This is a genomic window from Cupriavidus taiwanensis LMG 19424 (genome assembly GCF_000069785.1).
GTDB lineage: Bacteria > Pseudomonadota > Gammaproteobacteria > Burkholderiales > Burkholderiaceae > Cupriavidus > Cupriavidus taiwanensis.
The window spans coordinates 1,204,865-1,229,448 of record NC_010530.1 but is presented as its reverse complement, the minus strand read 5'-3'; the positions used below and the strand labels follow the sequence as shown (position 1 = coordinate 1,229,448).

Genomic DNA, 24,584 nt, shown 5'->3' with positions numbered 1-24,584 from the left:
CACCGCCCAAAAGGCGAACCCGGACGGCGCAGGCGGCAAACCCGCCATGCCTGCGCGGCCCCTCGCGGGCCAGCCGTCCCCACCTAAAAACAGCAGACATGCATAAAAACGCTCTCAAAGCCCTTCTTGCCACGTCCCTCTCCCTTGCCGCCATCGCTGCCGCCACCCCTGCCCTGGCACAAGGCCTGAACGACCGCGGCGTAGCCGGTGACCGCCATGGCTACGTCCTGCACAACGGCAAGCGCGATCCGTTCACCGACGGCGCGCGCGTCAACGACAAGCGCGACCCCTTCACCGATGGCGCGCGCGTCAACGATCAGCGTGATCCGTTCTCCGACGGTGCCCACCGTGCGGCCGGCCTGGATATCGCGGGCATGGACCGCAGCGGTGTGTCAGAGGCGCCAGCCCATCGCCGCGCACGCGCGTCCGCCGCGGCCTGATCTGGCTGCGACACCACGCTGCGTGCTACGGATACGCGCGCTCCGGTGCTAGATTGAGAAAGCGTGCCGCCGCCCGGCGCCGGCGCGCCTGACAAGCCACCCCACAACACCGCGAGGAGCCGCGCATGTCCCTTCCCCATCTTGCTTCCGGACAGATCGCCAGCGTGCTGCCTTTGGGCGCGCGGCTGGACCAGACCGCCACCCAGGCCCTGTTCAAGGAAGGTCCCCTCGAAGTCATGCGGCTGGTGCTGAAGGCCGGCAAGCATGTACCCCCGCATGCCGTGGATGGACCCATGACCGTGCAATGCCTGGAAGGCGAGGTCCGCGTGCGCGTGGACGGCAGCGAACGCCAGCTGCACCAGGGCGACCTGCTTTACCTCGGGCCCTGCGTGCGCTACGACGTGACGGCGGTGTCCGATGCCTCGGTGCTGGTCACGATGGTATTGCCCGGCAGCCGCTAGCCTTCGTGCGCCTCGGTGAGCTGCCGGCGCGCGCTGGCAGCCACGAAGGCGTCGATCAGCGCCTCGACCGGCGCGCGGCGCAGCGCCGATTCCCGCACCAGCACACCCACCTCGCGATAGAGCGGCCCGCCCGGCAGCGGCACCTGTACCACGCCGGCCGCCTCGCGCAGCGGCACCAGTTCGGCCGGAATGATGGCGCAGCCCAGGCCCGCCGCCACCATCTGCAGGATCACCGCCGGCTCGTCCAGTTCCATCCCTTCCCTGACCCACAGCCGTTGCCGCTTCAGGTATTGATCCACCAGCTGGCCGCCGGTGCTGTGGCGGTTGTAGCGGATAAACGGCAGCGCCTCGACCAGCGCGCGCAGTTCCCGCGGCGCACCGGCCGGCGCGATGCCGACGAAGCGCTCGCGCACCAGCGGCACCCACTTCAGTTCCGGCGGCAAGCCCAGCCGCGGCCGGATCAGCACGGCCACATCCAGCTCGCGCGCATCGACCTGCGTCAGCAGCTGGGTCGACATGCCGGGCACCACATTCACGTGCGAGTCAGGAAAGCGCTCGCGGAAATGCCGCATGGCCTCGGCCAGCAAGGTGGATTGGACCGTCGACACCGCGCCCAGCTCCACCGGCGCGGCATCGGCGTGCGGGCCGGCGCGGTCCTTCATTGCGGCGTAAAGCTCGACAAGGCGCCGCGCTTCCGGCAGCAACCGGTGCCCGGCTTCGCTGAGCACGACCGACTTGCCGGTGCGCTCGAACAGGCGGCAGTCGAGGTCTTCTTCAAGGCGCCGGATCTGCGTGCTGACGGCCGACTGGGTCAGCGCCAGCCGCGCCGCCGCGGCGGAAAACGATCCAGCTTCGGCAGCCGTCAGGAAGGTCTGGAAGTAGCGGATCATTTATAAAAATTTTCGATGCTCAGGGCAAAAATGATTCGCTTCATATTAAGGGTTGTGCTGACTACAATCAACGCACCGGCAGGCCAGCCCCGTCAAACCCCGTCAAACCCTTTCCCTCTCCTGACCAAGCCCCATGAGCACGACTTCCCCAATCCCCTTGTTCCACCTGGCGTTTCCCGTGCGCGACCTGGCCGAGGCACGGCGTTTCTATGGCGGTTTGCTGGGTTGCCCGGAAGGCCGCAGTTCCGAAGCGTGGGTGGATTTCAACTTCTACGGACACCAGGTAGTGGCCCATCTGTCGCCCGAGGAATGCGGCCACGGTGCCACCAGCGCCGTCGACGGCGACGACGTGCCGGTGCGCCATTTCGGCGCCATCCTGCCGATGGACCAATGGGAGGCGCTGGCCGCCCGGCTGCGGGCGGCCGGCACGCAGTTCGTGATCGAGCCGCACGTGCGCTTCAAGGGCCAGGTCGGCGAACAGGCGACCATGTTCTTCCTGGACCCGTCGGGCAACGCGCTGGAGTTCAAGGCATTCGGCGATCTGAGCCAGGTGTTCGCCAAGTAAGCCGGCGGGGGCGCCTGCAGTGGTCAGGCAATGCGGCGCATCGCCTCGCGGATCGGCTGCGCTTCGGTCGGGCGCACCAGCCTGGCCACTTCCTGGCCGTCGCGCAGGAATACCAGCGTCGGCCATAGTTTGATGCGGAAGGACCGGCCCAGCGGACGTCCGCTGCCGTCTTCGATCTTCAGGTGGCGCAGGTCGGGATGCACGGCAAAGGCCTCGGCCAGCGCCGGCTGTGCCCGCTGGCAGTAGCCGCACCAGGGGGCGCCGAACTCCAGCACGGTGGCGCCGGACAGCGTGTCCACTTCGGTGCGGGTCGGCTCGGTGGCCGCGTAGTGTTGGGTCATCGGCATGGTGTTTCCTTTCAAAGGGCGCGTGACGGTCTGCCTGCCTGCCAGATTCATTCCAGGCCAGTGCCGGGCAATGCGTGGGGCCGGCCATGGCTGCAGCATGCCGCATCCGCCGCGCCACCGTGTAATTTCTACGCCGCCGGTGCGATTTCCCACCATGACGGCAGCAAGCCGCGTACCTGCGCCGCGGCAAAGCGGTCGTCGATCAGATACAGCACGCCCTGGTCCTGCTGCGTGCGAATCACGCGGCCGGCCGCCTGCACCACCTTGCGCAGCCCCGGATACAGATAGGCATAAGCGTAGCCCTGCCCGAACGCCTGCTCCATGCGCGCGCGAAACTGTTCGTTGACGGCGTTGAACTGCGGCAGCCCCAGCGTGGCGACGAAGGCGCCGATCAGGCGCTCGCCCGGCAGGTCCACGCCTTCGGCAAATGCGCCGCCGAGTACCGCAAAGCCGATGCCCTCGCCGCCCTCGACAAAGGCTGCCAGGAACGCCGCCTGCGCGGCTTCATCCATGCCCCGTGCCTGGACCCAATGCGGGATGTCCGGGTGCGACACGGCAAAGCGGGCGACCGCCTGCTGCAGGTATTCGTGGCTGCTGAAGAAGGCCAGGTAGTTGCCGCGGCGCGCGCGAAACTGGTCCGCCATCAGCGCCACGATGGCCGGCAGCGACTGCTCGCGCCGCGCATAGCGCGTGGAGATGCGCGAGGCGATCCGTACCGAGAGCTGGTCGGCGCGAAACGGCGATGGCACTTGCACGCGCGCGCAATCGGCCGGCAAGCCCAGCGTGTCCAGGTAATAGTCCGCCGGATCGAGGGTCGCGGAAAACAGCGTGACCGAATGCGCGGCGGCCAGCCGCGGGCGCAGGAACGGCGCCGGGATGACATTGCGCAGGCATAGCCGGGCATGGTGGCCGCGCCGGCCGCGTGGCGTGCGCTGGATATCGAACAGAGAATTTGCATCGAGCTGCTCGGCCAGGCGGGCGAAATGCAGCGCGTCGAAGTAAAAACGCTGCAGCGCCGGATCGTGCGCGCCCGGATGCTCGGTCATGTAGGCCAGCGCCGCCGCACAGCATTCGTCCAGCGCACGGCGAAATGCCGCGGGCACGTCCGGCAGGACCTCGTAGGCATCGTCACCCTGGCGCGCAAGCGTGTTCCACTGCCGCGCCAGCCGCGCCAGCGGCCGGGACACCGCCGCAGGAGCACTGCGGCGCAGCGCCCGCAGCGCTTGCGGATCCAGCTCCGCCGTGTACATTGCGCGCCCGCGCTCGACCAGGTTGTGGGCCTCGTCCACCAGCACGCTGGCGCGCCAGCCATTGGCCACGGTCAGCGCATAAAGCATCGCGCTGCGGTCGAAGTAGTAGTTGTAGTCGGCCACCACCACGTCGCTCCAGCGCACCAGTTCCTGGGCCAGGTAGTAAGGGCAGACGGCATGTTCGCGCGCCAGCGCGCGCACCGCTTCCCGATCGCGCACCGGCACGGCGCGCGCCGCTTCGCGCGCGGCCGGCAGGCGGTCATAGAAGCCGCGCGCCAGCGGACAGGATTCGCCATGGCAGGCCAGCTCGGGATGCTCGCAGGCCTTGTCGCGCGCGGTCAGTTCCAGCACGCGCAGCGGCTGCGCGCCATGGGCGCGCAAGGCTGCGGCGGCGTGCAGCGCCACTGCGCGGCCGGTGGAGCGGGCCGAGAGGAAGAACACCTTGTCGAGCCGCTGGCCCGGCATGGCCTTGAGCACGGGGAACAGCGTCCCGACCGACTTGCCGATGCCGGTGGGCGCCTGCGCCAGCAGGTGGCGCCCGGCGCGGTTGGCGTTGTAGACCGCCTGGGCCAGTTCGCGCTGGCCCGGGCGAAAGCCCTGGTGCGGGAACGCCAGCTGCGCCAACGCGGCATCGCGCGCCTGCCGGTGTGCCATCTCGGCCTGCGCCCAGTGCAGGAAGCGCTCGCAGGACTGGACAAAGAATGCCTCGAGCGCTGGCGCGTCGAAATGCGCCACCACCGGATGCTCGCGCTGGCTGACGATGTCGAAATAGACCACCGCAATCTCCAGCCCCGGCAGCCCCAGCTTGCGGCACAGCAGCCAGCCGTAGATCCTGGCTTGCGCCCAGTGCAGGTGGCGGTGGTTGTCCGGCACGGCGGCATCGCCGCGGAACGTCTTGATTTCTTCGAGCCGGTTCGCAGCCGGATCGTAGCCATCGGCACGGCCCCGGACATGGAGCGGACCGAAATCCGCGGACAGCGCCACTTCGGCCTGGTAGCCCGCACCGCGGCGGCCGGTCACCACGCCGTGCCCCGCCACCCCGTCTTGCGCCGACGGGGTCGGCACGAAGCGCAGGTCCAGGTCGCCGGCCTTGGCGGTGAACTCGCACAGCGCGCGCACGGCGACCACGTACGCCGGTTGCGCTGGCACGGTGGCCGGCGCCGGGGTATCGGAAGTGGGAGGGATCACGGCGGACACAAGAATGCGGGACAGCGAAAAACTGTACAAATATACAGTATCTGTCCGGCGAGGAACGCCATTGCCGCCGAACGGCATAAAGAAAGAGCAAATGGTTATTTCCGTGTGCCCGACACGCCGCTCTATATTGTCCGGCTGACAAGACATCAAGCGCCTGCCCGCCCGGCAGCGGACACCACCGGAGACCGACCTTGACCCGCGGCATCACCCTTGGCGACACCCTCACCTGGCCCGCGCGCAACCTGCCGCGCAAGACCGCGCTGGTCACCGGCATCGGCACAGGGCGGCGCGCGTGGACGTACGCGCAGCTCGATGCCGAGGTCAATCGCCACGCGCATGCGCTGCAGTCGCTTGGCATCGGCAAGGGCGACGTGGTGGCGGCCTTCCTCTACAACACCCCGGCCTTTGTCTTTACCCTGCTGGCCACGGCCCGCATCGGCGCGGTCTATAACCCGGTCAATTACCGGCTGGCGGCGCAGGAGCTGGCCTATATCCTGAACGACGGCGGGGCCAGGGCGTTGCTGTTCGAACGGGAAGGCGCGGCCGTCGTGGAAAAAGCCGCCGAACTGGCGCCCGGCACCACGCTGCGCCTCTATGCCGATGCCGACCCGGCGCCGGCTTGTGCCACGCACCGCCTCGACGCGCTGGCGGCGGACCAGCCCGACACGCTGCCCGCGGTGATGGTCGACGAGAACGACCCCTGCATCCTGATGTACACCAGCGGCACCACCGGCCGGCCCAAGGGCGTCATGCACACGCATCGCAGCAAGCTGCAGCACAACGCGATGATGCACCAGGCCATGATGCTGTCGCGGGAGGACGTGGGCCTGTCGATCGCACCGCTGAACCACACGGCCGAGCTGCACACCAGCTTCCTGCCCCGGCTGCAGCTGGGCGCGACCCAGGTGCTGCAGCGCCGCTTCGACGCCGGCGAGGCCTGGCAACTGGTGGAAGCCGAGGGCGTCACGCATTTCTTCGCCGCGCCGACCATGGTCGCCATGCTGCTCAACCATCCGGACGCCGAAGCGCGCGACGTGTCCTCGCTGCGGCTGGTGGAATACGGCGGCGCGTCGATGGCGCCGCACCTGATCCGCGAATGGGACCGCAAGGTCGGCGCGGGGCTGGTGCAGGTCTATGGCACCACGGAAATGGGGCCATGCATGTCGGTGCTCTACCCGCACGAACAACTGAGCCACGCCGGCTCGGCCGGCCTGCCCGCGCTCGGACACGAACTGGTGGTCGCCAGGCTGCGCGAGGACGGCGCACCGACCGATCCGTCCCAGCCATGTGCGCCAGGCGAAGTCGGAGAAGTGCTGGTGCGCGGCCCATGCATGATGCAGGGCTACCTGAACCGCCCGGAGGCCAACGCGCGCGCGCTCGCGCACGGCTGGTACCACACCGGCGACCTCGGCAGCCTGGATGCCGACGGCTACCTGTGGATCCGCGACCGCATCGATTACATGATCAATTCGGGGGCCGAGAACGTCTATCCGCGCGAGGTGGAAGACGCCCTGATCGAACATCCCGGCGTGCTGGAAGTCGCGGTGCTGGGCGAGCCCGATCCTACCTGGGGCCAGGTGGTCGGTGCCTATGTGGTCGCACGCGGCGAGGAGACGCTGAGCGCGGACCAGCTCGACGCCTTCCTGCTGCAAGGCGACCGGCTGGCTGCTTACAAGCGGCCGCGCCGCTACCATTTCCTGGAAGCGCTGCCCAAGACCACCAGCGGCAAGATCCAGAAACACCTGCTGCGCGCCGCCGGCGCGACCTGATCGTGCCTCAGGCCAGGCGCGCGTCATACTGCCAGCGGCGAACCTTGGTATAGGTCAGCCGCCTGGCATCCGGGTGCAAGGGATTGACCAGCACGTTGACCTCTTCGGGAATCACGATGGAAGGCACCAGCAGCAAGGCGCTGGTGCCCCTTTGGACCCAGGCCTCGCCGGTGTCGAGGCTGGTCTTGCCGGCGGGAATGGCATCCCAGCCGACCGGCGCGCTGGCGGCCGTCAAGTGCCGAGCCGCGGCCCACAAGTCGTCGGGAATATCGATGCGGACCAGGTAGCGGTTCAGCGGCAGGCCGGCCGAGCCCAGGTGGACCAGCGTTTCCAGGCACGCCAGCGCGATGCTCGAGGCCGCGTAAATCAGGGGCGTGCCCTGCCGGTTCCAGCGCCCTCCGGTCGCCTTCGCGCCGGCGCCGCTGGCATCGTCCGCGGTGTAGAGAGGCGTGTCGGTCGCGATGCGCCAGGCCGGCCTCAAGCGTAGGCCCCGCTCTGCATCCTGGCCACCAGGTCAGAGACGATGCGCTGGCCGGCGACGGTATCCATCAATTCAGCAGGCCGCTGCCCGCCGAGCGCCGGGGACGGCTGCTCCAGCCACTGCGCCACCCACTGCGCCGCATTGAAGCCGCGCGCATCGCCCGAGCTTTCCACCAGCGCCTGCACCTGGCCCACCAGCCGCACCATGCCCAGCACGCGCTCGCTCTGCTCGCTCGACAGGTTCTGGTGCGCGCGCGCCTTGCGGTCGACGGTGGCACGCGGCAAATCCAGCGTCTTGATCAGTTGCTCCTTGCTCGTGCCCATGGATTCGGCCAGCCGGTTGAGGTCGGAAGCCGGCACGCCCTCGCGGATGGCCCGGATCACCGACATGGCGCCATCGGTCGAAAGCGTGGCCTCGTAGACCGCCAGGTAGCTATTGACGCTGAGTTCGCGGGCTGGCCGGCGTTGGTGTGCGTGCGGATAATGGCCTTCGGGTGTGAGCATGCGCGGCATGGCAAACCTCATCAAATGAGCCTTAAGTATAGCTCATTTGATTACCGCCAGCATGACGCTTTTTCCGGGCAGCACCGGCTGGCCTACAGCCGCTGGCTACGCCGTCGCCCCTTGCCGACGGACAGCGCCACGCGGGCCGGCCGGCTTCGCCGTGGTGGCGCCGCCGCGGCCGCGGATTCCGCGCCGGCCTGCTCCCGGTACTCTGCCAGCAGGCTTTCCCGCTGGCGCACCCGTTCCTCCAGCACCGCGATCGCCTGGCCGAGCCGGGTCATCTCGGTGCCCTGGCGCGACGCCGCCTCCGCGGCCCGTGCCAGGCGCTCGACCGCCGCCTTGCGTTCGGCGTCGAGCAGCGCTTGCGCTTCCCGCGCGGCCACGCGCGCTGCATCCAGTTCCAGCGCCATGCGACGCTCGTTGGCGGCGGTGCGCTGCGCGAGCGTTTCGCGCTCCTGGTCCCAGGCTGCGCGCTGTACGTCGAAATCGTTCTGCATGGCGTGGCGCGCGGCCAGCGCTGAGGCATGCTCGGCGCGCAGCGCTTCGGCTTGCTGCTGCCACGCGGCCGCAGCCGTTTCGGCGCGCGCGGCGCGCTCCGCCGCCTCGTCGCGCGCGCGTGTCAGTTCCGCCATGGCAGCCTCCGCGCCTTCAAGCCGCGCCCGCATGACCTGGCGTTCCTGCGCCAGCGCTTCGCGCTCCTGCTGCAGGGCCGCGCTGGCCGCCGCCAATGCAGCTTCCCGCTGCGCCAGCCCCGCTTCGGCCGAAGTTCTGGCGCTTTGCAGCGCAGCCTCCCACAAGTAGCGCGCGGCTTCGGCGACCGGTTCAGGACAGCCCGGCGCCGGCGCGAACCCTTCCGGATCCTGGATCCGCCCGCCCAGCGCCGCAAACCAGGCATCCAGGTGGGGGCTGACCGTGTTCGGCGAGCCTCGGCCCAGATGCAGGCGGATGCGTTCGATGGTCGGCCGCTGGCCGGCCTTGAGCAGGCTGTCGGCGGCTTGCCAGACGTCGTCGCGGGTGATCCCTCGGCTGCGCAGCGTTTCCATGATGAATATCCGGCGAATTCCTGAAAAGTCACAAATAAGGTCCGATAATGGAGGCTTATCGGTTGTTATTCCTTATCTATGTATGATATGATACAGCATACATCATATTTATTATGATTAAAATCCGCGACGCCCACGAGACCTATTTCCCACCGATTCCCGCTGATGTCGACTTACCGGCCCCACTCCGCACGTCCCAACTGGATCCTCTCGCCGAGCAGGCGGCCAACGCGTTGCGCCAGGAAGGTGAATCCCGAAACACGGTGGCAAGCTACCGTTCCGCATTGCGTTACTGGTCTGCCTGGTATGCCCTGCGCTATCGGCAGCCAGTGCGGCTTCCGCTCGCGCCTGCCGTCGTTATCCAGTTCATCGTCGACCACGCCACGCGCCAGACGCCGCAGGGCCCGGTCTGCGAGATGCCCGCGGCCATCGACCAGGCGCTGGTCGCTGATGGATGCAAGGCGCGACCCGGCCCGCCCGCGCTGTCCACGCTGACCCACCGGCTCGCGGTCATCGCCAAGGCCCACCGGCTGCAAGGCCTGCCCAACCCATGCGCCGATGCCAGCGTGCGCGAGCTGATGGCCAGCACCCGTCGCGCCTACGCGCGCCGCGGACACCGGCAGGCTCGCAAGGCCGCGCTGACGCGCGCGCCGCTGCTGCGCCTGCTGGATACCTGCGATGACACACTGGCCGGGCTGCGCGACCGCGCGCTGCTGTTGTTCGCCTGGGCCAGCGGCGGACGCCGCCGCTCGGAAGTCGCGCGCGCCACGATGGATCACCTCACGCGCGTGGGTCCGGGGGACTTTGTCTATGTCATGGGCTGGTCCAAGACCAACCAGTCAGGCAGCGAGCGCAGCGACATCGCCAAGCCCGTCACGGGTGCCGCCGGACAGGCCCTGGAGGCATGGCTGGCCGCCGCCGGAATCGACCGCGGCCCGTTGTTTCGCCGTATCCGGCGCGGCGGACATGTGGGCGAAGGCTTGTCCGATGCGGCGGTAAGCCGCATCGTCAAGGCGCGCTGCGCGCTGGCGGGGCTGGATGGCGACTATTCCGCGCATTCGCTGCGCTCGGGCTTTGTCACGGAAGCCGCGGCGCAGCAGGTGCCGCTCGCAGAAACCATGGCCATGACCGGCCACGCCAGCGTGTCGACAGTGGTCCGTTATTTCCGCGCGGCCGATGCACGGCGCTCACGCGCGGCCGACCTGCTGGCGCCGGATGCCAGCGAGGGGCCGTGAGCGACTCGCCATGTCCGCCAACCATGCGCCGGGACCGGCGCAAATACGGGTATTTCGCTAGCCGCCGCCTCTGGCTCGCCCTGCGGGGCCTGCCTATACTGGCAGGCGCGCGGGACAGTGCCGGCACAGGCTGCACGCCGCGCGCGGAATATCCGGCAGACAGTCACCGCGGCGCGAGCGCTGGCGGTACAGGCGCGCGACCACGCACCGCTGCCCGGACCCGATACCGTAGAAACGCGGAGAGATGGGCATGCCCAACGAACAATTCCTCGCCACGCAGGAAACGCGCCGCTCAGGCCTGAAGGCGCTGCGCGCGGCCCTGCTGCAGGTTCACAAGGAAGTCATCGGCTATGACCGGGCACAGTATGAACGGCTGAACGGGCCGATTCCGGCCGGCCTGTTTGTCCAGCTGGTGACTGAAGACAACTACTTCCGCTGGCTCGACCCGCTGTCGCGCCTGATCATCGAGATCGACGAAGAGCTGGAGGCAAAGGAACACCACGACGACACCTGCCGTGCCGTCGGACGCGCCGCGGAAAAGCTCTTCAGCGACGGGGCCGATCCCGGGTTCCGCAAGCGCTATCAGGAAGCGCTGCAAGACGAGTCCGGCGTGATCGTCGCGCACGGGCGGCTGATGTCCGTCATCGGTCAGCTGCGCCAGCTGCCCTAGCGCGTCCTCGCAGCGCAGGCGCGCTACTTTCCTGGCTTCGATTTCCCCGGCGCGCGCGGCACGTCGGGATCGACCGCGATCGGGTCGCTGGCCGGGAACGTCTCCTTCAGCGCCTCATCGAGCTCGCGCTCGATGCGTTCGTCCCGGGATGGCGGCTGCGCGGGCGTGGTTGGCTTGGGCTGCTGCTGTGTGGGCTTGCTCATGGTGACGAGCCTCCGTGGGCTGGCTTAGGCCGATGGTAACCCTGGCGGCTCAGCCTTGCCATCCGCGCGCCCTGCCTCTCAGTGCCCCCTCCCGCCGCCTCTGCTGCCGCCCCCGCCATGCCCGCCGCCATGCCCGCCATGCCAGCCACCTCGCCCCCCGTGGCCATGGCCGTGCCAATGACCACCGTGTCCGCCGCCGCCGTAAATGAACGCGAAACTGCCATAGGCAGGCCATGGACGGTAGTACGGATAGCCGTACGCCGGATACGCGGGGTAGGCCGGATAGGCCTGGTAGTACGGCGTCGACACTGTGTAGCCGGGATATGCCGGATACGGGTCCCCGGCATACGGATACGCCACGCACCCTGCCAGGGCGGCGGCGACCACGATCACTCCGATTCCGTATTGCATGATGCCCTCCGCGCCGTCAGCGTTCGGCCTGCCGGACCTGCCAGGCCCGGAAGTTAGACCACGCGGCTCGGCCTGCATTCCGCGGTGCTTCGCCACGGCATGGCATGCCAGGGCAAGCGAGGGGCGTGCGGGTGCCTATATCGGGACAAAATAAAAGCATATTTAAGAAGTGTCCGATATTCATATGAGAAACAACGGAATACATTGTTTCTGCACCCGACCCTGGGTGCCCGACAGAGCCAGGTTGCCCCCCTTCCTGGCTCCTTACGTTGCCACGATGGTCCCCGCCATCGTGGCATTTTTTTATGCCGCGGCAGCAGGGGTCGGTCGATACAGGCCCGTCGGGAAGGGCCTTGCTACAGGCCCTTCTCGACCATATCGAGCACGCGCTGGCCAAGAACCTCGGCCTGCTCGGTGGCGCGGCTGCGCAAGGGGCCGTCGATCAGCAAGATTGCCAGGCCGTGCACGGCCGACCACGCCAGATATTCGGCGCCCGGGCGCCGCTCGGCCGGCAGCACGCCTGCTTCCACCAGCTGGTCCAGCGCCGCGCCCAGCAGTTGAAACGGGTTCAGGCCGCTATTGCCTGCCTTGGCCGGGTCGGCGTCGTCTTCCACGGCATCGGGCACTGAGAACGCGGTGCGGAACAGGCCGGTCTCCGTGAGGGCAAAGCGCAGGTAACCGGTGCCCACCGCACGCAAACAGGCGCGCGCATGCGCGGCGGCGCCGCGTCCTGGGCGCAGCCCGCCGATTTCGGCCTCCATGGCGATTGCCAGCGAAGACAAGGCCCACGCGCGCACCGCCTGCAGCAGGTCTTGCCGGCTGGCGAAATGCCGGTACGCGGCATTGGGTACCACGCCGGCGCGCCGGGTCGCTTCGCGCAGCACGATGGCGTCGGGACCGCCCTCGCGCGCCAGGTCGATGCCGGCGTCGAGCAGCGCGCGGCGCAGGTCGCCATGTCGATAAGTCGTCCGCGCGGGCGGTGCGGAGGTCTCGCGGCTCATGCGGGCCTCCCGGAAAACGCATAACAGTTCATGATGTACACAGTCTTATAGTGAACAGTGTACACAATCAAACTGTCACAAGCTTGTGTTGTGGCGCCTGGCATGAGCCGCGGCACCGGCTCAGAGGATGGGAGCGAACAGCTTGGCAACGTGCATCGCCACGCGCAGCGGTGCCGGCGCGGCGAGGAACTCGTCCAGGCCGACACGACGGGCTTGCGCGAAGTCGGCCTCGAGCATGGCCGCCACTTGCGCCGCAAAGCCCTTGTCGGCGGTCAGCACCATCAGTTCGAAATTGAGCCGGAAGGAGCGGTTGTCCAGGTTCGCGGTGCCGACGGCAGCGGCCTCGTCGTCGATCAGGATCACCTTCTGGTGCAGGAAGCCCGGCTGGTAGCGATAGATCTTGATGCCCGCGGCAATGGCCTGGTGGGCGTACAGCGTCGAGGCGGCATAGACCACCAGATGGTCCGGCCGCGCCGGGATCAGGATGCGGACATCCACGCCGCGCAGCACCGCCAGCCGCAGCACCGCAAACACGGCCTCGTCCGGGACGAAATACGGCGACGTGATCCACAGGCGGTGGCGCGCCGACTGGATGGCCTCGACAAAGAACAGTGAGCAGGTTTCCTGCGCATCGGCCGGACCCGTTGGCACCACCTGGCAGGTCATGCGCCCGCCCGCTTCGGGCGGCGGCATCAGCAAGTGCGGCACCTCGCGCGCGGCCCAGTACCAGTCTTCGGCGAACGCCATCTGCAAGTCCAGCACGGCGCTGCCGCGCAGCGCGATATGGGTGTCGCGCCAGGGGGCCAGCGGCGGTCGCTGGCCCAGGTATTCGACACCGACATTGTGGCCGCCGACGAAGGCTTCGCAGCCGTCGACGATCACCAGCTTGCGGTGGTTGCGGAAGTTGAGCTGGAACCGATTGACAAAACCGCGGTGCGTGGAGAACGCCCTCGCCTCGACACCCGCATCGAGCAGCGTGCGCACATAACGGCGCGACATGGCGTGGCAGCCGATGCGGTCGAACAGGAAGTACACCTTGACGCCGGCCTGCGCGCGCTCGCACATGAGCGCCTGCAGGCGCTGGCCCAGCGCATCGTCATGGACGATGAAGAACTGCACGATCAACACCTGCCTGGCGCGCGCCATCGCCGCGAAGATCGCTTCGAAGGTCTGCTCGCCGTCGACCAGCAGGCGCACATCGTTGTTGGCCAGGCACGGCATGCCGGTCAGGCGCGGCAGCGCGCGCATGCAGGCCTGGACCGGCGCGTGGACCACGCAGGCGCTGCGGGCTTCGCGCTCGCGCGGGGTCATGCCGTGGCGGATTTCGCGCAGCCGGTCGTCGTTAAAGCGGCGCGCATCGACATAGCCGGCAAAGGTGCTGCGCCCGAAGATCAGGTAAGGCACCAGCGTGAAGTACGGCATCATCAGCAGCGAGCCGGCCCAGGCGATCGCGCCCGGCGCGGTGCGCACCGTCATGACGGCATGCAGCGCGGCCACCACGCCTACGACGTGAAAGGCCAGCACGATGATGGCAATGACGCTCGGGCTCTGCAGCATCGGTGGGCGTGTGTCCCTGACCGGGTCGCGATGCGCGCTATTTTGGCACAGCATGGTCCGGATGTAGGCGCCGCCCGTCGGCGCTGCCTTCTTTTTTGGCACGCCGATGGCATGACGGCGCCAGGCCGTTGTCAGGGCAGCGTCGACCCGCTTGTCCACAGTTCCTGTGGACAACTTTTCGTAGTGCCGGCAAGGCGGCCGCGGTCTCGCGATACCCATGCTCGAAGCACGCAGCGAATCAGAAAAATCGACAGATATTTCAGCAATGTCTGATTGTCTTTCTGACTGCACTTTTAATACGCTTCCGGGCTGGGCGCGGCATTGCGTTCGCCTGCCGCGCCCCCCCTCCGCTGTCCGGCCTTCGCCTTGCGGTTCGACTCCTGCCCTGTGGTCCGCCTTCGATGAATATTGCGCTGCTCATGGGCTATTCGCCCCAACTCCGAACCGTGGCCGAACTGCTGGAGGGCGCCGGCTTCCGTTGCCGCGTGTTCGAGACTGGGCGGGAGCTGATCCACTGCGTCAGTCGGGAGCCGTACGACATGGTGATGATCGACGATGCGCCGCCCGACCTGCCCGCCCTGGACGTGGTACGTGCGGTGCGCGGTGCCCGCGCGCGCGACGTGCCCATCATCCTGCTGGCTGCCGACAACTGCGAAGACAAGCTGGTCGATGCACTCGATGCCGGCGCCGACGACTACGTTTGCCGCCCGCTCAATGCGCGCGTGCTGATGGCCCGCATCGCGGCCCTGCGCCGGCGCGTGACCGGCGAACGCGTGCGCCAGGGCCTGGTGGTCCAGGCCGGCCCCTACCAGCTTAACAGCACGGGCCGGTTTGCCACGCTGCATGGCGAGCGCATCGCCATGACGCCGAAGGAGTTCGACCTGGCAATGATGCTGTTTTCCAACGTCGGCCGGGTGCTGGCCAGCGAGCGCATCCAGCAGGCGATCTGGCGGCACGAACTGCCACCGCTGTCGCGGGCGCTGGCGGGACTGATCTCGCGCCTGCGCAAGACATTGCGTATCGGCGTGGCCAACGGCATCGTGATCAAGGTGGTCTACGCGCACGGCTACCGGCTTGACGTGCTGGAAGAGAGCATCGCGCCCAGGCTGCCAAAGGCGACTGGCCGGACCACCGTGCCCGGATCATCGGGCAACTGAGCCACGCTACGCCGGCAGCGTCGCCGACAGCGCCAGGAAGTCGAGCACGGCCATGCCATCGGCCGAGCGCTTGGCCTCGCGCTTCGCCACGGCCGCCGCCGCACCAATCTGCTGGCTGCCGAGGCGCTGCAGGCCGGCTACGCCGTCGCCGCTGACGCACACCACGCCCACTGCCATCGATACCGGCGGAAAGAACACCGGGCGCCCGTGCCGGTCTTCGCCGTGCATGCCGCCGGCGGCGCGATCCGGCGGTGCATACATGGCCCGCGCCGCATCGTTGAAGCGACGGATCGCGGCGCGCATGCGCTCGGCCCAGTCGCCGCTCTGGTACAGCACGAGAAAATCGTCGCCGCCCACGTGGCCCAGGAAATCGCGGGCCGGGTCGCAGGCCTCGGCCAGGATCGCGGCCGCACCCTTGAGCATTTCGTCGCCTTTCCAGTAGCCGTACTTGTCGTTGAACGGCTTGAAGTGGTTCAGGTCGACATAGCAGGCATGGAACTCGCTGGCGGCGTCGATCAGGCGCTCGATATGCTGGTTCAGCGGGATATTGCCCGGCAGGAAGGTCAGCGGATTGGCGTAGCGCGCCGCTTCCATGCGTACCTCGGTGATCGCCCGGATCAGGTCGGCACCGGTGCCGAGCCCGATATAGCGGCCCTGGTCGGTGATCACGAAGCCGTCGGCGAGCGAGCGCGTATTCTCGCCCGACAGGATCTGCGCCATATCCTCCAGGCTGGCTCGCTGGTCGAAGCACGCCGGATCGCGATTGGCCATGGCAATGCACGCCTTTTTGCCATAGAGCTCGCGGTGGAACGGCGCCGCGTAGCGGTCGATAAAGGCCTGGCGGCCGATGATGGCCAGCGGCCGCCCTTCGTCATTGACCACCGCCACGGCTTGCAGGTCGGGCTGGTCCTGGAAGGTTCGCAGCACCGCATCGTTGCTGGCCGAGGGCGACACCGTGGGCGCCGGCCGCAGCAGCCTTCCCGCGGTAATGCCAGACCAGCCGGATCGCACCATCTGCGGAAACACGGCAATGCGTCGCGATGCCAGCGCCTGCCGCACGTGCAAGGCGACCTGCGCCGCAGGTCGCGCCACCGGTCGTCCGACGTAATAGCCCTGGGCGCCGGTCACGCCCAGGTCACGCACCACGGCCAGTTCATCCTCGTCTTCGATGCCCTCGGCAATCACGCGCCCGCCAAAGGCGCTCATCATGCGCAGCAGCGCGCGCAGGATCTCCAGCCGGCGCGAGCAGGACGCGATGCCGCGCACCAGCGACTTGTCGATCTTGACGAAATGCGGCGACAGGTGGGCAAGCAGGTCCAGGTTGGCGTGCCCGGTGCCGAAATCGTCCAGCGCGTACTGCATGCCGAGTTCGCGCAACACCGCCATGGCCATGCCGAAGCTGGCGGCGTCGCCGATGGGCGTCTGCTCGGTAATCTCGATCACCAGCCGTGACGGAGCGATGCCGGCTTCAAGCAGGGCCGCCATCAGGCGCCCATGGTCCGCCAGCAGGTGGCGCAAGGTCAGCGGGCTGAAATTGAGGAAGAGCTTGCCGGGCAGATCGAAGCTGCGCCACGTGGCCAGCGCGGTGCGCGCCGCTTCCACCTCCAGCGCGATGGTGGCGGGCACGCCTTGCGCCAGCCGGAACAGCGCGTCCGGTGCGGACCAGGGCGAGCCTACCGGCCCGCGGATCAGCGCTTCGTAGCCCAGGATGCCCCCGTTGTCGGCCTGCACGATCGGCTGGAACACGGCATGCAGTGGCGGCAGACGCGCCGGCGCCAACACGGTCTGGCCCGGGGCAACGCTGCCAGCGTCGGGCGCGGAATCGTACTGGAACGTGGCGACAGTCAGGCCATTCATAGGGACAGGCGGGGGATGGTGCGGGAGCGGTCAGGGACGCGGCGAGGCCCCACATTGCATGACATCCACATGACAGCACGATGACAGTGCATCTTGCGCGAATGTCACGTCGGCGTCACGTTGATGGACGACGATCCCGTGCGCCGCGGCGACTGTCCCGTACAGAGAGCGCAGCGCGAGCGGCGAATCGGGTCAAGCCCGGGCTGCGCAGGCTGGTCACGCCGGCGCGCCCGTCTGGAGTCCTCTCCGTGTTGCAAGTCTTCAAGACATCCCTGCCCGGCCACCGTCGGCCAGTTGCCGCCGCGCGCTGGCTGGCGCGGCTGGGCCGCCTGCCGCTGGTGGCGCGCCTGTGCGCCGCCTTTGCCCTGGTCTACCTATTCGGCGCCGCGGTCGGCCTGACCGGTATCGCCAACCTGGTCTCGATCAAGGCCCGCACCGATACCCTGTACCAGCACGACATGCACGGCGCCATCTCGGCGGAGCGGGCGCAATCGGCGCTGGCCGCGCTCGGGCGTGCCCAGCTGGCGCTCACCATGGCCACCAGCAGCACCGAGCGCGACGGCGCCGCCGACGAGATCGCGGCGGCGCTGTTGCAGCTGGACGCAGCCCTGGCTGGCGTGCAGCAGGCCGCCCCGGCCCAGGCGGCGCCGCTGCTGCGTGAACGCCAGCGCGCCGGCGAGCTGGCGCAGTCCTATGTGGCATTGCTGCGCAAGCAGCCGCTCGATCCGCTGCAGTTCGACAGCGCGGTGTCGGTCGACGGCCATTTCGTCACCGAGCAGCTGCAGCGGCTCAGCAGCCAGGTCGAGGCCGTACGCCGCCAGCAGGAACGACAAGCCGCCGCCACCGTCGCCAGCGTGGCCGGCAGCCAGCTGCGCGCCCAGGCCTGGATGGCCGCCCTGCTCTGCGCCAGCCTGCTCGCTGCCGTCGCGCTGGCGTGGATTGCCGCGCGCAGCCTGCGCGCCGAACTGGGCGGCGAGCCGCGCGTTGCCGCCGACATCGCCCGGCGCATTGCCGCAGGCGACCTGACCGCCCCGATCGCGCTGCGCCCCGCGGACCACAGCAGCATGCTGCACCATGTGGCCGGCATGCGCGACCAGCTGGCCGGCGTGCTGGCACGCATCCAGGCCAGCGCCCGCGAGATCACTGCGGCCAGCCAGCAGATCGCTGCCGGCAACCGGGCCCTGTCGGCGCGTACCGAGCAGCAGGCCCGTGCCGTCGACGCAACCACCGACAGCATGCAGGCTCTGGCGGCACGCGTGGCCGCCGCACATGCGCAGGCCACCGAATCGAGCGAGATGGCGAACGCGGCGCGCGCCGCCACCGATGACGGCGCTGCCGTGGTGCAACGCATGCGGGGCGCGATGGATGCCCTGCACGGGCATTCGCGCCATATCGCCGAGATCGTCGGCGTGATCGAAAGCATCGCATTCCAGACCAATATCCTGGCGCTGAACGCAGCCGTGGAAGCGGCGCGCGCGGGCCCCGCAGGCCGCGGCTTTGCCGTGGTGGCGCAGGAAGTGCGCGCGCTGGCACAGCGCAGCGCCGATGCGGCGCGCGAGATCGGCGGCATCGTCGACCATGCCACGCATGAAATCCAGCAAGGCGCGAGCCTGAGCGGCAGCGTGGTTGCGGCGATGGACCGGATTGCCGCGACGGTGGGCCACAGCCATGCACTGGCCGAGGGACTGCGCAGCCTCGCGGACGAGCAGGCCGACAGCGTGCAGGGCGCCACGCAGGCGGCGGCCCAACTGCGCCAGACGGCCCGGCAGAATGCGGCGCTGGTGGACGAGCTGGCCGGTCAGGCGGCGCGCCTCGACCAGCAGGCTGCCGCGCTAGCGGGCGACGTGGCACGCTTTCGCTTCGAGCAGCCCTGACGCGGCAGGCGCGGCAAAGATGTGTCGGGTCGAAACATTTGTCATGACGACGTAACCGGCATTTACGTCTTCCACGACGAAGTTACAGATATGTTGCAACTGGACCCGCCGCGGTAACGTGACAGCGCGGTTGTGGCGAGTAACCTTGTTTCACACCAACTGAACTGGGCACTCGCACAGGAAACCATGGCTGAACGACTCATCATGCTGGACGTACCCGGCGTCCTGTACTCCGACCGCTCCCGCGCCCGTCTGGGCGGCATTCCGGATACTGGCACGCCGCGCGACGTCCGGTTCTTTGACCCCGTCGCCCTTGGCTTCGTGCGCAGGCTGTTTGGCGTGGCCGGCGCCCGTGTGGTGGTTGCGGATGCGTGGCGCCGCGGCACCCCGGCGGCCATCCTGCAACAACTGGATCTGCAGGTCGAAGCCATGACGCCGCCCGTCGCCGGTGGACACGGCGCCGAGATCGAAGCGTTTTTTGCGCAGGGCGCTCGCCCCGTCCATTATGCAATCCTGTCCTGCGCGCCGGCCGAATCCATGCCCGAGGCGCTGCGCGAGCATCTGGTCAGGGTCGACCCGGCCATCGGCCTGACACTGGAGAATTTCCAGCAGGCGCTGGATATCCTGGGCGTCGCGTGCCCGTCGACGGTCATGCCGGCGCCCAAGCTGGACGCCGGCCTCAAGGCCAAGCTGGCTCAGCTGCAACAACTGGCGCGGGACAACCCCGCCCGCTTCGGCAGTGCGCTGGCACCCGCCCGCGAAGTGAGCGCCGTTCACGCCTGACCTGCCGCTGCCATGCAAACTCCAGCGGGGCGCCCACGGGTGCCCCGTTTTGCATCTGGCGACCTAGGCACGCGCGCGACCGGGTCGCCCGTTGCACAGGCCCTGGCGCCCGCCGCCGCAGCGATCCCGTATCATGCTCGCTGTCGCCGGCCCCGTGCCGGAGCTTTGCGCCAGGACCGCCATGCCTCACCTCGTCATCGAACTGACTGAAAACACCCGCCTGAACTGCTCGCAGGAAGAACTGCTGGATGAGGCCAATGCCGCCCTGCTGGCTTCCGGCCAGTTCCAGGAAGCAGACATCAAGTCGCGCTGCATCACGCTGTCGACCTATCGCCAGGGCATCGATGCGGTCGAGCGGGCCTTTGTCCACGCACGCCTGTCGATTCTGGACGGGCGCGATACCGCGGTCCGTCAGGCGCTGGCGCAATCGGTCTGCGATGTGATTGCCGAAGCCGTGCGCTCGGGTGGCGGTGCCGGGCAGAATGTGCAGGTGTCAGTGGAAGTGTGCGAGATGGCGCGCGCCACCTACGCCAAGCAATTGGTGGCCTGACCCGCCATGCCGTCGGGCGGCCGCCCAATAAAAAACCCGCGGCCATTGCAGCCGCGGGCGGAAGCTTCCGGAAGACGGAAGCTCTGTCATGGGGAGCGCCCCCGCACCCATGACGTAGTGGATTCTAGGTGGGGAATATCGCCACCGGCTTGACCTGGATTAAACGCTGCCGGATTGGCGCCGGCGGCAATAAAAAAAGGAGCCGGCAAGCGGCTCCTTTTCTTTCTGGACAACTGGCGCAGATCAGGCTGCGGCGTCCTTCAGCTTCTTCAGCGGACGGACCTTGACCTTGACGCTGGCCGGCTTGGCCGGGAACCAGCGCTCTTCACCGGTGAACGGGTCCTTGCCGAAGCGCTTCTTCTTGGCCGGCACTTGCTGCGCCGTGACCTTCAGCAGGCCGGGCAGCGTGAACTCGCCAGCGCCCTTCTTGTTCAGCGCGCCGACGATGGTGTTTTCCAGATGGGCCAGCACCGTCTTCACGGCCTTGGCTTCCAGCTGGGTCTGGGCTACCAGGTGAGCGACCAGGCTCGACTTGTTGAAGGTGTCCTTCAGCGGGCGCGCAACGGGTGCAGCGGCGGGAGCAGCCTTCTTGGCCGGCGTGGCCTTCTTGGCGGCAGCCTTCACGGGTGCCTTGGTTGCCGCAGCCTTCTTGGCGGCGGGCTTGGTTGCAGTCTTCGCGGTCGGTTTCGCTTTGGTCGCCATATCGATATTCGTAAGTTGAACAGATGGATGCCGGCAGGTGTTATGCATTGCTACTGAGCGTTGCGCAATCGCCTGATCGACGCCCACTGAATCATAGCGGAAAGTACCGTAAGTCAAGGGGTTTTCGTGCATGCGAAGCGCAAAACCCGGTGAAAACCCCGGGTTTTGTCGCGGCTTTGCCTCAGTGCAAGCGCGAAAGCGGCCTACGTCCCCCCGTTTTGGCATGCATGGCTGCCGCGAGAAGGCCCGCGCGCAACGCTGCGCGCGCGTCTGGACGCTACCGTTCGCGCTCGATCCTCGGTGCAGATTGCCAGCAGCGGGCCAGCCGCCAGCGCACCGAGCGCGACCAGCGGCAGGCTCGCATCGACATGCCGCCAGGCATACCAGGACGCGGGCCAACCGGCCTGCAGGCCGAACACGCTCGCCACGCTCAGCAGCAACAACGGTAGCGCCGCCGCCAGTACCAGCCGTCGAAAAAGCGCGGGTCTGGCGGCGGCTGACAACAAGCGCGGACAACGGACTGATGAAGGTGCGAACGGCATGGCTCGAGCTTTCCGGATGGCTGGACGGCCATTGTCGGCAGCGCCGGCTGAACGTGCCCTGAGCGCTGCGTTCAGCCCGCATTCAGCTGTTTTGGTGCAAACTGCGGCCCATGAACGCTTGCTTACACGCCCTGCTGCGCCCGCGCGCGCTGGTGGCCGCGGCGCTGCTGGCACTGGCGGCGGTACCCGCCGCGCACGCCGACAAGGATGCCGATCGCGCGCGCGCAGCCGTGCAGTCCGGCGAAATCCTGCCGTTGTCGCGCATCCTCGACACCGTTTCGGGCCAGTACGCGGGCGACGTGATCGGAGTGGAACTGGATCACGACGACGGCATCTGGCAATACGAGGTCAAGCTGCTGCTGCCCGGCGGCTCGGTGGCCAAGCTCGAATACGATGCACGCACCGCCGCCCTGCTCAAGGCCAAGGGGCGGGGGCTGGAAGGCGCGCGCCGCAAACCCTGACCCGGCCAGGACATCCATGCGCATCTTGCTGGTCGAAGACGAAGCCACCCTTGCCGCGCAGGTCCGGGCGAGCCTGGCCGACGCCGGCTACGCCGTCGACACTGCCGCCGACGGCCTGGACGCCTGGCACCTGGGCGCGGAAGAGCCCTATGACGCTGTCATCCTCGACCTGGGCCTGCCGCGGCTGGATGGGCTCTCGGTGCTGCGCCGCTGGCGCGCCGCGCAGGTGAATGCGCCGGTGCTGATCCTGACCGCGCGCGACAGCTGGACCGAGAAGGTCGAAGGCATCGATGCGGGCGCCGACGACTACCTGTCCAAGCCGTTCCGCATGGAAGAGCTGCTGGCGCGCATCCGCGCACTGATCCGGCGCGCGCACGGCATGCCCGCGCCCGAGCTGCAGTGTGGCCCGGTCCGGATGAATCCCCGCGCCGGCACGGTCAGCGTGGACGGCGCGCCGGTGGTGCTGACCGCCCACGAATTCCGCGTGCTGGACTACCTGATGCACCACCCGGGCGCGATCGTCAGCAAGACCGCGCTGACCGAGCACATCTACGCGCAGGACTTCGATCGCGACAGCAATACCATCGAGGTCTTTGTCGGCCGGCTGCGGCGCAAGCTTGGCGTAGACATCATCGAGACCGTGCGCGGCCAGGGCTATCGGCTGCGCCCGCCGCCGGAGGCGCGCCCCTAGATGCCGGCACGACTGCGCCGCTCGCTTGCGCTGCGCCTGCTGGCAGTGGCGGCGATCTGGCTCGCCGCGGCGCTGGGGGTCGGCGGCTGGCTGCTTTCGGCCTTGTTCGAGCGCCACGTCAACCATACCTATGTGCGCCAGCTCGACCACCAGCTCGCCAGCCTTGCCGCGGCGCTGGACTGGAGCGCAGACGGCAGGCTGGTCCTGAACCGCAGTCCCGCCGATCCCCGCTACGAACTGCCCTATTCCGGCGCCTACTGGCAGGCGCGGGCACCCGGCACGCTGCTGCGCTCGCGCTCGCTGTGGGATACCGAGATGCCGTCGGCGGTGCTGCACCGCCTGCCTGACGCGTCGGACGCCACCGATGGGCACGCCGACGTGCGCTCCGGTCCGAACCACCAGTCGCTGCTGGTGGTGTCGCGACAACTGGTGCTGGCCTCCGCCGATACCCCGGTGGAAATTGCCGTGGCCCTGGACCGCACCGAACTGCGCGCCGCGCGCCGCAGTTTCAACCAGACGCTGGCCTGGTCGCTGACGGCGCTGGGGCTGGGCCTGATGCTCGCGGTGGCGGCGCAGGTGCGTTTCGGCCTGGCCCCGCTGGCGCGGCTGCGGCGCGCGCTAAGTGCCATGCAGGCGCGGCGCGAGGCACGCCTGGGCGGTGCCTGGCCCGCTGAGGTGGAACCGCTGGTGACCGAGATCAATGCCCTGCTGGCACGCAATGCGCAGGCGCTGGAGCGCTCGCGCCGCCAGGCTGCCGACCTGGCGCATGCGGTCAAGACCCCGCTTGCGGTGCTGGCCAACGAGGCCGCGGCGTTGCCTGGCACCGCGGCGCAAGCGGTGTCGGGCCAGGTCGAAGCGATGCGGCGCCAGGTGGACCGCCACCTCGCGCGCGCCCGTGCCGCCGGCGCGGCCGCGGCCCGGGGCCAGCGCATCGAGGCCGCCCCCGCGGTGCGCGAGCTGACGCGCGCGCTGGCGCGCCTGCATCGGGAGCGGGCGCTGGCGCTGACGGTCGACGGTGGCGGGCATTTCGCCGGCGACCGCCAGGACCTGGTCGAGATGCTGGGCAACCTGCTCGACAACGCCTGCCAGTGGGCGCGCACGCGCGTGCGCGTCACGCTGCGCGAGGACTCAGGCGTGCTGGAGATTCTGGTCGAGGACGACGGCGCGGGCATGCCGCCCGAGGCACAGGCGCTGGCAACCGCGCGCTTTGGCCGGCTGGACGAGGCCGCCGCCGGCAGCGGCCTGGGGCTCGCCATCGTCACGGAAATCGCCGCGCTGTATGACGGCGGCCTGGTGCTGGCAGCGAGCCCGCTGGGCGGTCTGGCCGCCCGTCTGCGGCTGCCCGCCGGGCAGCCCTGATCAGTGCGCGCGCGCCGCCATGGCATCGCGCGTATCACGCGCCAGGCCCAATGCAAAGGCGGTTTCTGCAACCAGGAACAAGGGGCCGATCAGCAGGCCGACCAGGTCGTCGACGAACGCGGGCTTGCGCCCCTCGTAATAGTGGCCGATGAACTGGATCACCCATCCCACTACGAACAGCCCGATGCCGATCGCGAGCCACCAGTCCGTCGGCATCGCCGCGATATGCGCGCCCGCATAGAGGAACACCGCCAGGATCAACGCCATCGCCACCCCGAAGCCCAGCGACAGGCGCAGGTAGAACAGGCACGACAGGATGTACAGCAGCATGGCGGGCGTCAGGTAGGTATTGCCATCGCCCAGCGCCAGGGCCGGCCGCGCCAGCAGCGTGGTCACCGCCAGCACGATCAGCGGGATGCCCAGGAAATGGGTGAAGATGTTGCGCGGGTCGCGATGATAGGCGGCGTAGTTGGCGAGATGTTCGATCAGGGTTTTCACGGGGGCGTCTCCTGGACTGCGCTATGGTGCGCGCGCGGCGGCGCGAGGTGGATTTATAGTAGTGGTCGAGCACTGGCCGGTCTGTCA

General features: G+C 68.5%; 25 protein-coding genes. 13 read left to right on the top strand and 12 right to left on the bottom strand.

All coding sequences use genetic code 11. The features are described from left to right. Positions 1-98 precede the first annotated feature (98 nt). Together RALTA_RS21285 and RALTA_RS21280 are read left to right on the top strand one after the other, a co-directional pair. Positions 99-440: a hypothetical protein gene (locus RALTA_RS21285; protein ID WP_012355996.1), complete on the top strand. Its 342-nt coding sequence runs from the start codon at positions 99-101 to the stop codon at positions 438-440. A 125-nt stretch (positions 441-565) separates the two neighbouring features. After that, a complete protein-coding gene (locus tag RALTA_RS21280; RefSeq protein WP_012355995.1) occupies positions 566-901 on the top strand; it encodes a cupin domain-containing protein in 336 nt (111 codons plus the stop codon). Here the strand turns inward: RALTA_RS21280 and RALTA_RS21275 are convergent. After that, complete coding sequence (locus RALTA_RS21275) at positions 898-1,791, bottom strand: LysR family transcriptional regulator (RefSeq protein WP_012355994.1); 894 nt, start codon at positions 1,789-1,791, stop codon at positions 898-900. The two genes, RALTA_RS21280 and RALTA_RS21275, sit on opposite strands and share 4 nt — an antisense overlap. 133 nt (positions 1,792-1,924) lie before the next feature. On the opposite strand from RALTA_RS21275, the gene RALTA_RS21270 reads away from it, so the two are divergent. Further along, positions 1,925-2,356: a VOC family protein gene (locus tag RALTA_RS21270; protein ID WP_012355993.1), complete on the top strand. Its 432-nt coding sequence runs from the start codon at positions 1,925-1,927 to the stop codon at positions 2,354-2,356. Positions 2,357-2,379: 23 nt separating this feature from the next. Here the strand turns inward: RALTA_RS21270 and RALTA_RS21265 are convergent, their stop codons facing one another. Next, positions 2,380-2,703 (bottom strand): thioredoxin family protein, encoded by a 324-nt coding sequence (locus RALTA_RS21265; protein ID WP_025581481.1) that lies wholly within the window; start codon positions 2,701-2,703, stop codon positions 2,380-2,382. Positions 2,704-2,831: 128 nt separating this feature from the next. After that, complete coding sequence (locus RALTA_RS21260) at positions 2,832-5,138, bottom strand: ATP-dependent DNA helicase (RefSeq protein WP_157877281.1); 2,307 nt, start codon at positions 5,136-5,138, stop codon at positions 2,832-2,834. Between the two features lie 203 nt (positions 5,139-5,341). Between RALTA_RS21260 and RALTA_RS21255 the strand changes: the two genes are divergently transcribed. Beyond that, the gene (locus RALTA_RS21255; protein WP_012355990.1) at positions 5,342-6,919 is read left to right on the top strand and encodes a fatty acid--CoA ligase; all 1,578 of its coding nucleotides are present in this window, start codon (positions 5,342-5,344) and stop codon (positions 6,917-6,919) included. Between the two features lie 7 nt (positions 6,920-6,926). Here the strand turns inward: RALTA_RS21255 and RALTA_RS21250 are convergent, their stop codons facing one another. The 3 genes from RALTA_RS21250 to RALTA_RS21240 all read right to left on the bottom strand — a co-directional run bounded on the left by RALTA_RS21250 (position 6,927) and on the right by RALTA_RS21240 (position 8,946). Further along, positions 6,927-7,400 (bottom strand): RES family NAD+ phosphorylase, encoded by a 474-nt coding sequence (locus RALTA_RS21250; protein ID WP_012355989.1) that lies wholly within the window; start codon positions 7,398-7,400, stop codon positions 6,927-6,929. Further along, positions 7,397-7,912, bottom strand: coding sequence for a type II RES/Xre toxin-antitoxin system antitoxin (parS, locus tag RALTA_RS21245; protein WP_025581485.1), 516 nt, complete (start codon positions 7,910-7,912; stop codon positions 7,397-7,399). Before parS ends, RALTA_RS21250 begins: the two co-directional genes overlap by 4 nt. Positions 7,913-7,995: 83 nt before the next feature. Then, on the bottom strand, positions 7,996-8,946 hold the full coding sequence (locus RALTA_RS21240; protein ID WP_012355987.1) for a DNA-binding protein: 951 nt from the start codon (positions 8,944-8,946) through the stop codon (positions 7,996-7,998). 113 nt (positions 8,947-9,059) lie between these two features. Between RALTA_RS21240 and RALTA_RS21235 the strand changes: the two genes are divergently transcribed. Continuing rightward, on the top strand, positions 9,060-10,181 hold the full coding sequence (locus RALTA_RS21235; protein ID WP_012355986.1) for a site-specific integrase: 1,122 nt from the start codon (positions 9,060-9,062) through the stop codon (positions 10,179-10,181). Between the two features lie 244 nt (positions 10,182-10,425). Further along, complete coding sequence (locus RALTA_RS21230; RefSeq protein ID WP_012355985.1) at positions 10,426-10,851, top strand: hypothetical protein; 426 nt, start codon at positions 10,426-10,428, stop codon at positions 10,849-10,851. A 23-nt stretch (positions 10,852-10,874) separates the two neighbouring features. Here the strand turns inward: RALTA_RS21230 and RALTA_RS21225 are convergent, their stop codons facing one another. The 3 genes from RALTA_RS21225 to cls form a co-directional block, all read right to left on the bottom strand. After that, positions 10,875-11,054, bottom strand: a complete 180-nt coding sequence (locus RALTA_RS21225; RefSeq protein WP_012355984.1) for a hypothetical protein — start codon at positions 11,052-11,054, stop codon at positions 10,875-10,877. Between the two features lie 767 nt (positions 11,055-11,821). After that, positions 11,822-12,466 carry a TetR/AcrR family transcriptional regulator gene (locus tag RALTA_RS21215; protein WP_012355982.1) on the bottom strand — a complete coding sequence of 215 codons (645 nt, stop codon included), beginning with the start codon at positions 12,464-12,466 and terminating at the stop codon, positions 11,822-11,824. A 120-nt stretch (positions 12,467-12,586) separates the two neighbouring features. Next, the gene (gene cls, locus RALTA_RS21210) at positions 12,587-14,023 is read right to left on the bottom strand and encodes a cardiolipin synthase (RefSeq protein ID WP_041232545.1); all 1,437 of its coding nucleotides are present in this window, start codon (positions 14,021-14,023) and stop codon (positions 12,587-12,589) included. A gap of 401 nt (positions 14,024-14,424) precedes the next feature. Between cls and RALTA_RS21205 the strand changes: the two genes are divergently transcribed. After that, positions 14,425-15,180: a response regulator transcription factor gene (locus RALTA_RS21205; RefSeq protein WP_041232544.1), complete on the top strand. Its 756-nt coding sequence runs from the start codon at positions 14,425-14,427 to the stop codon at positions 15,178-15,180. A 6-nt stretch (positions 15,181-15,186) separates the two neighbouring features. Here the strand turns inward: RALTA_RS21205 and RALTA_RS21200 are convergent, their stop codons facing one another. Continuing rightward, positions 15,187-17,037: an EAL domain-containing protein gene (locus tag RALTA_RS21200; RefSeq protein ID WP_012355979.1), complete on the bottom strand. Its 1,851-nt coding sequence runs from the start codon at positions 17,035-17,037 to the stop codon at positions 15,187-15,189. Positions 17,038-17,285: 248 nt separating this feature from the next. Here RALTA_RS21200 and RALTA_RS21195 point away from each other — a divergent pair, with 248 nt between their 5' ends. The 3 genes from RALTA_RS21195 (at position 17,286) to RALTA_RS21185 (ending at position 20,244) form a co-directional block, all read left to right on the top strand. After that, complete coding sequence (locus RALTA_RS21195) at positions 17,286-18,911, top strand: methyl-accepting chemotaxis protein (RefSeq protein WP_041232543.1); 1,626 nt, start codon at positions 17,286-17,288, stop codon at positions 18,909-18,911. Between the two features lie 186 nt (positions 18,912-19,097). Continuing rightward, entirely contained in the window at positions 19,098-19,694 is a 597-nt protein-coding gene (locus RALTA_RS21190; protein ID WP_012355977.1) for an HAD domain-containing protein, read from the top strand. Positions 19,695-19,875: 181 nt separating this feature from the next. Beyond that, complete coding sequence (locus RALTA_RS21185) at positions 19,876-20,244, top strand: 5-carboxymethyl-2-hydroxymuconate Delta-isomerase (protein ID WP_012355976.1); 369 nt, start codon at positions 19,876-19,878, stop codon at positions 20,242-20,244. A gap of 243 nt (positions 20,245-20,487) precedes the next feature. On the opposite strand, the gene RALTA_RS21180 is transcribed toward RALTA_RS21185, so the two are convergent. Continuing rightward, positions 20,488-20,946, bottom strand: a complete 459-nt coding sequence (locus tag RALTA_RS21180) for an HU family DNA-binding protein (protein WP_025581493.1) — start codon at positions 20,944-20,946, stop codon at positions 20,488-20,490. Between the two features lie 652 nt (positions 20,947-21,598). Here RALTA_RS21180 and RALTA_RS21175 point away from each other — a divergent pair. The 3 genes from RALTA_RS21175 to RALTA_RS21165 are packed head-to-tail and all read left to right on the top strand — an operon-like array spanning position 21,599 to position 23,999. Continuing rightward, a complete protein-coding gene (locus tag RALTA_RS21175; protein WP_012355973.1) occupies positions 21,599-21,949 on the top strand; it encodes a PepSY domain-containing protein in 351 nt (116 codons plus the stop codon). Between the two features lie 16 nt (positions 21,950-21,965). Beyond that, the gene (locus RALTA_RS21170; protein ID WP_012355972.1) at positions 21,966-22,640 is read left to right on the top strand and encodes a response regulator transcription factor; all 675 of its coding nucleotides are present in this window, start codon (positions 21,966-21,968) and stop codon (positions 22,638-22,640) included. Next, positions 22,641-23,999: a sensor histidine kinase gene (locus tag RALTA_RS21165; RefSeq protein WP_012355971.1), complete on the top strand. Its 1,359-nt coding sequence runs from the start codon at positions 22,641-22,643 to the stop codon at positions 23,997-23,999. It begins immediately after the preceding gene. Here the strand turns inward: RALTA_RS21165 and RALTA_RS21160 are convergent, their stop codons facing one another. Next, a complete protein-coding gene (locus RALTA_RS21160; protein ID WP_012355970.1) occupies positions 24,000-24,497 on the bottom strand; it encodes an Mpo1 family 2-hydroxy fatty acid dioxygenase in 498 nt (165 codons plus the stop codon). Positions 24,498-24,584 lie beyond the last annotated feature (87 nt).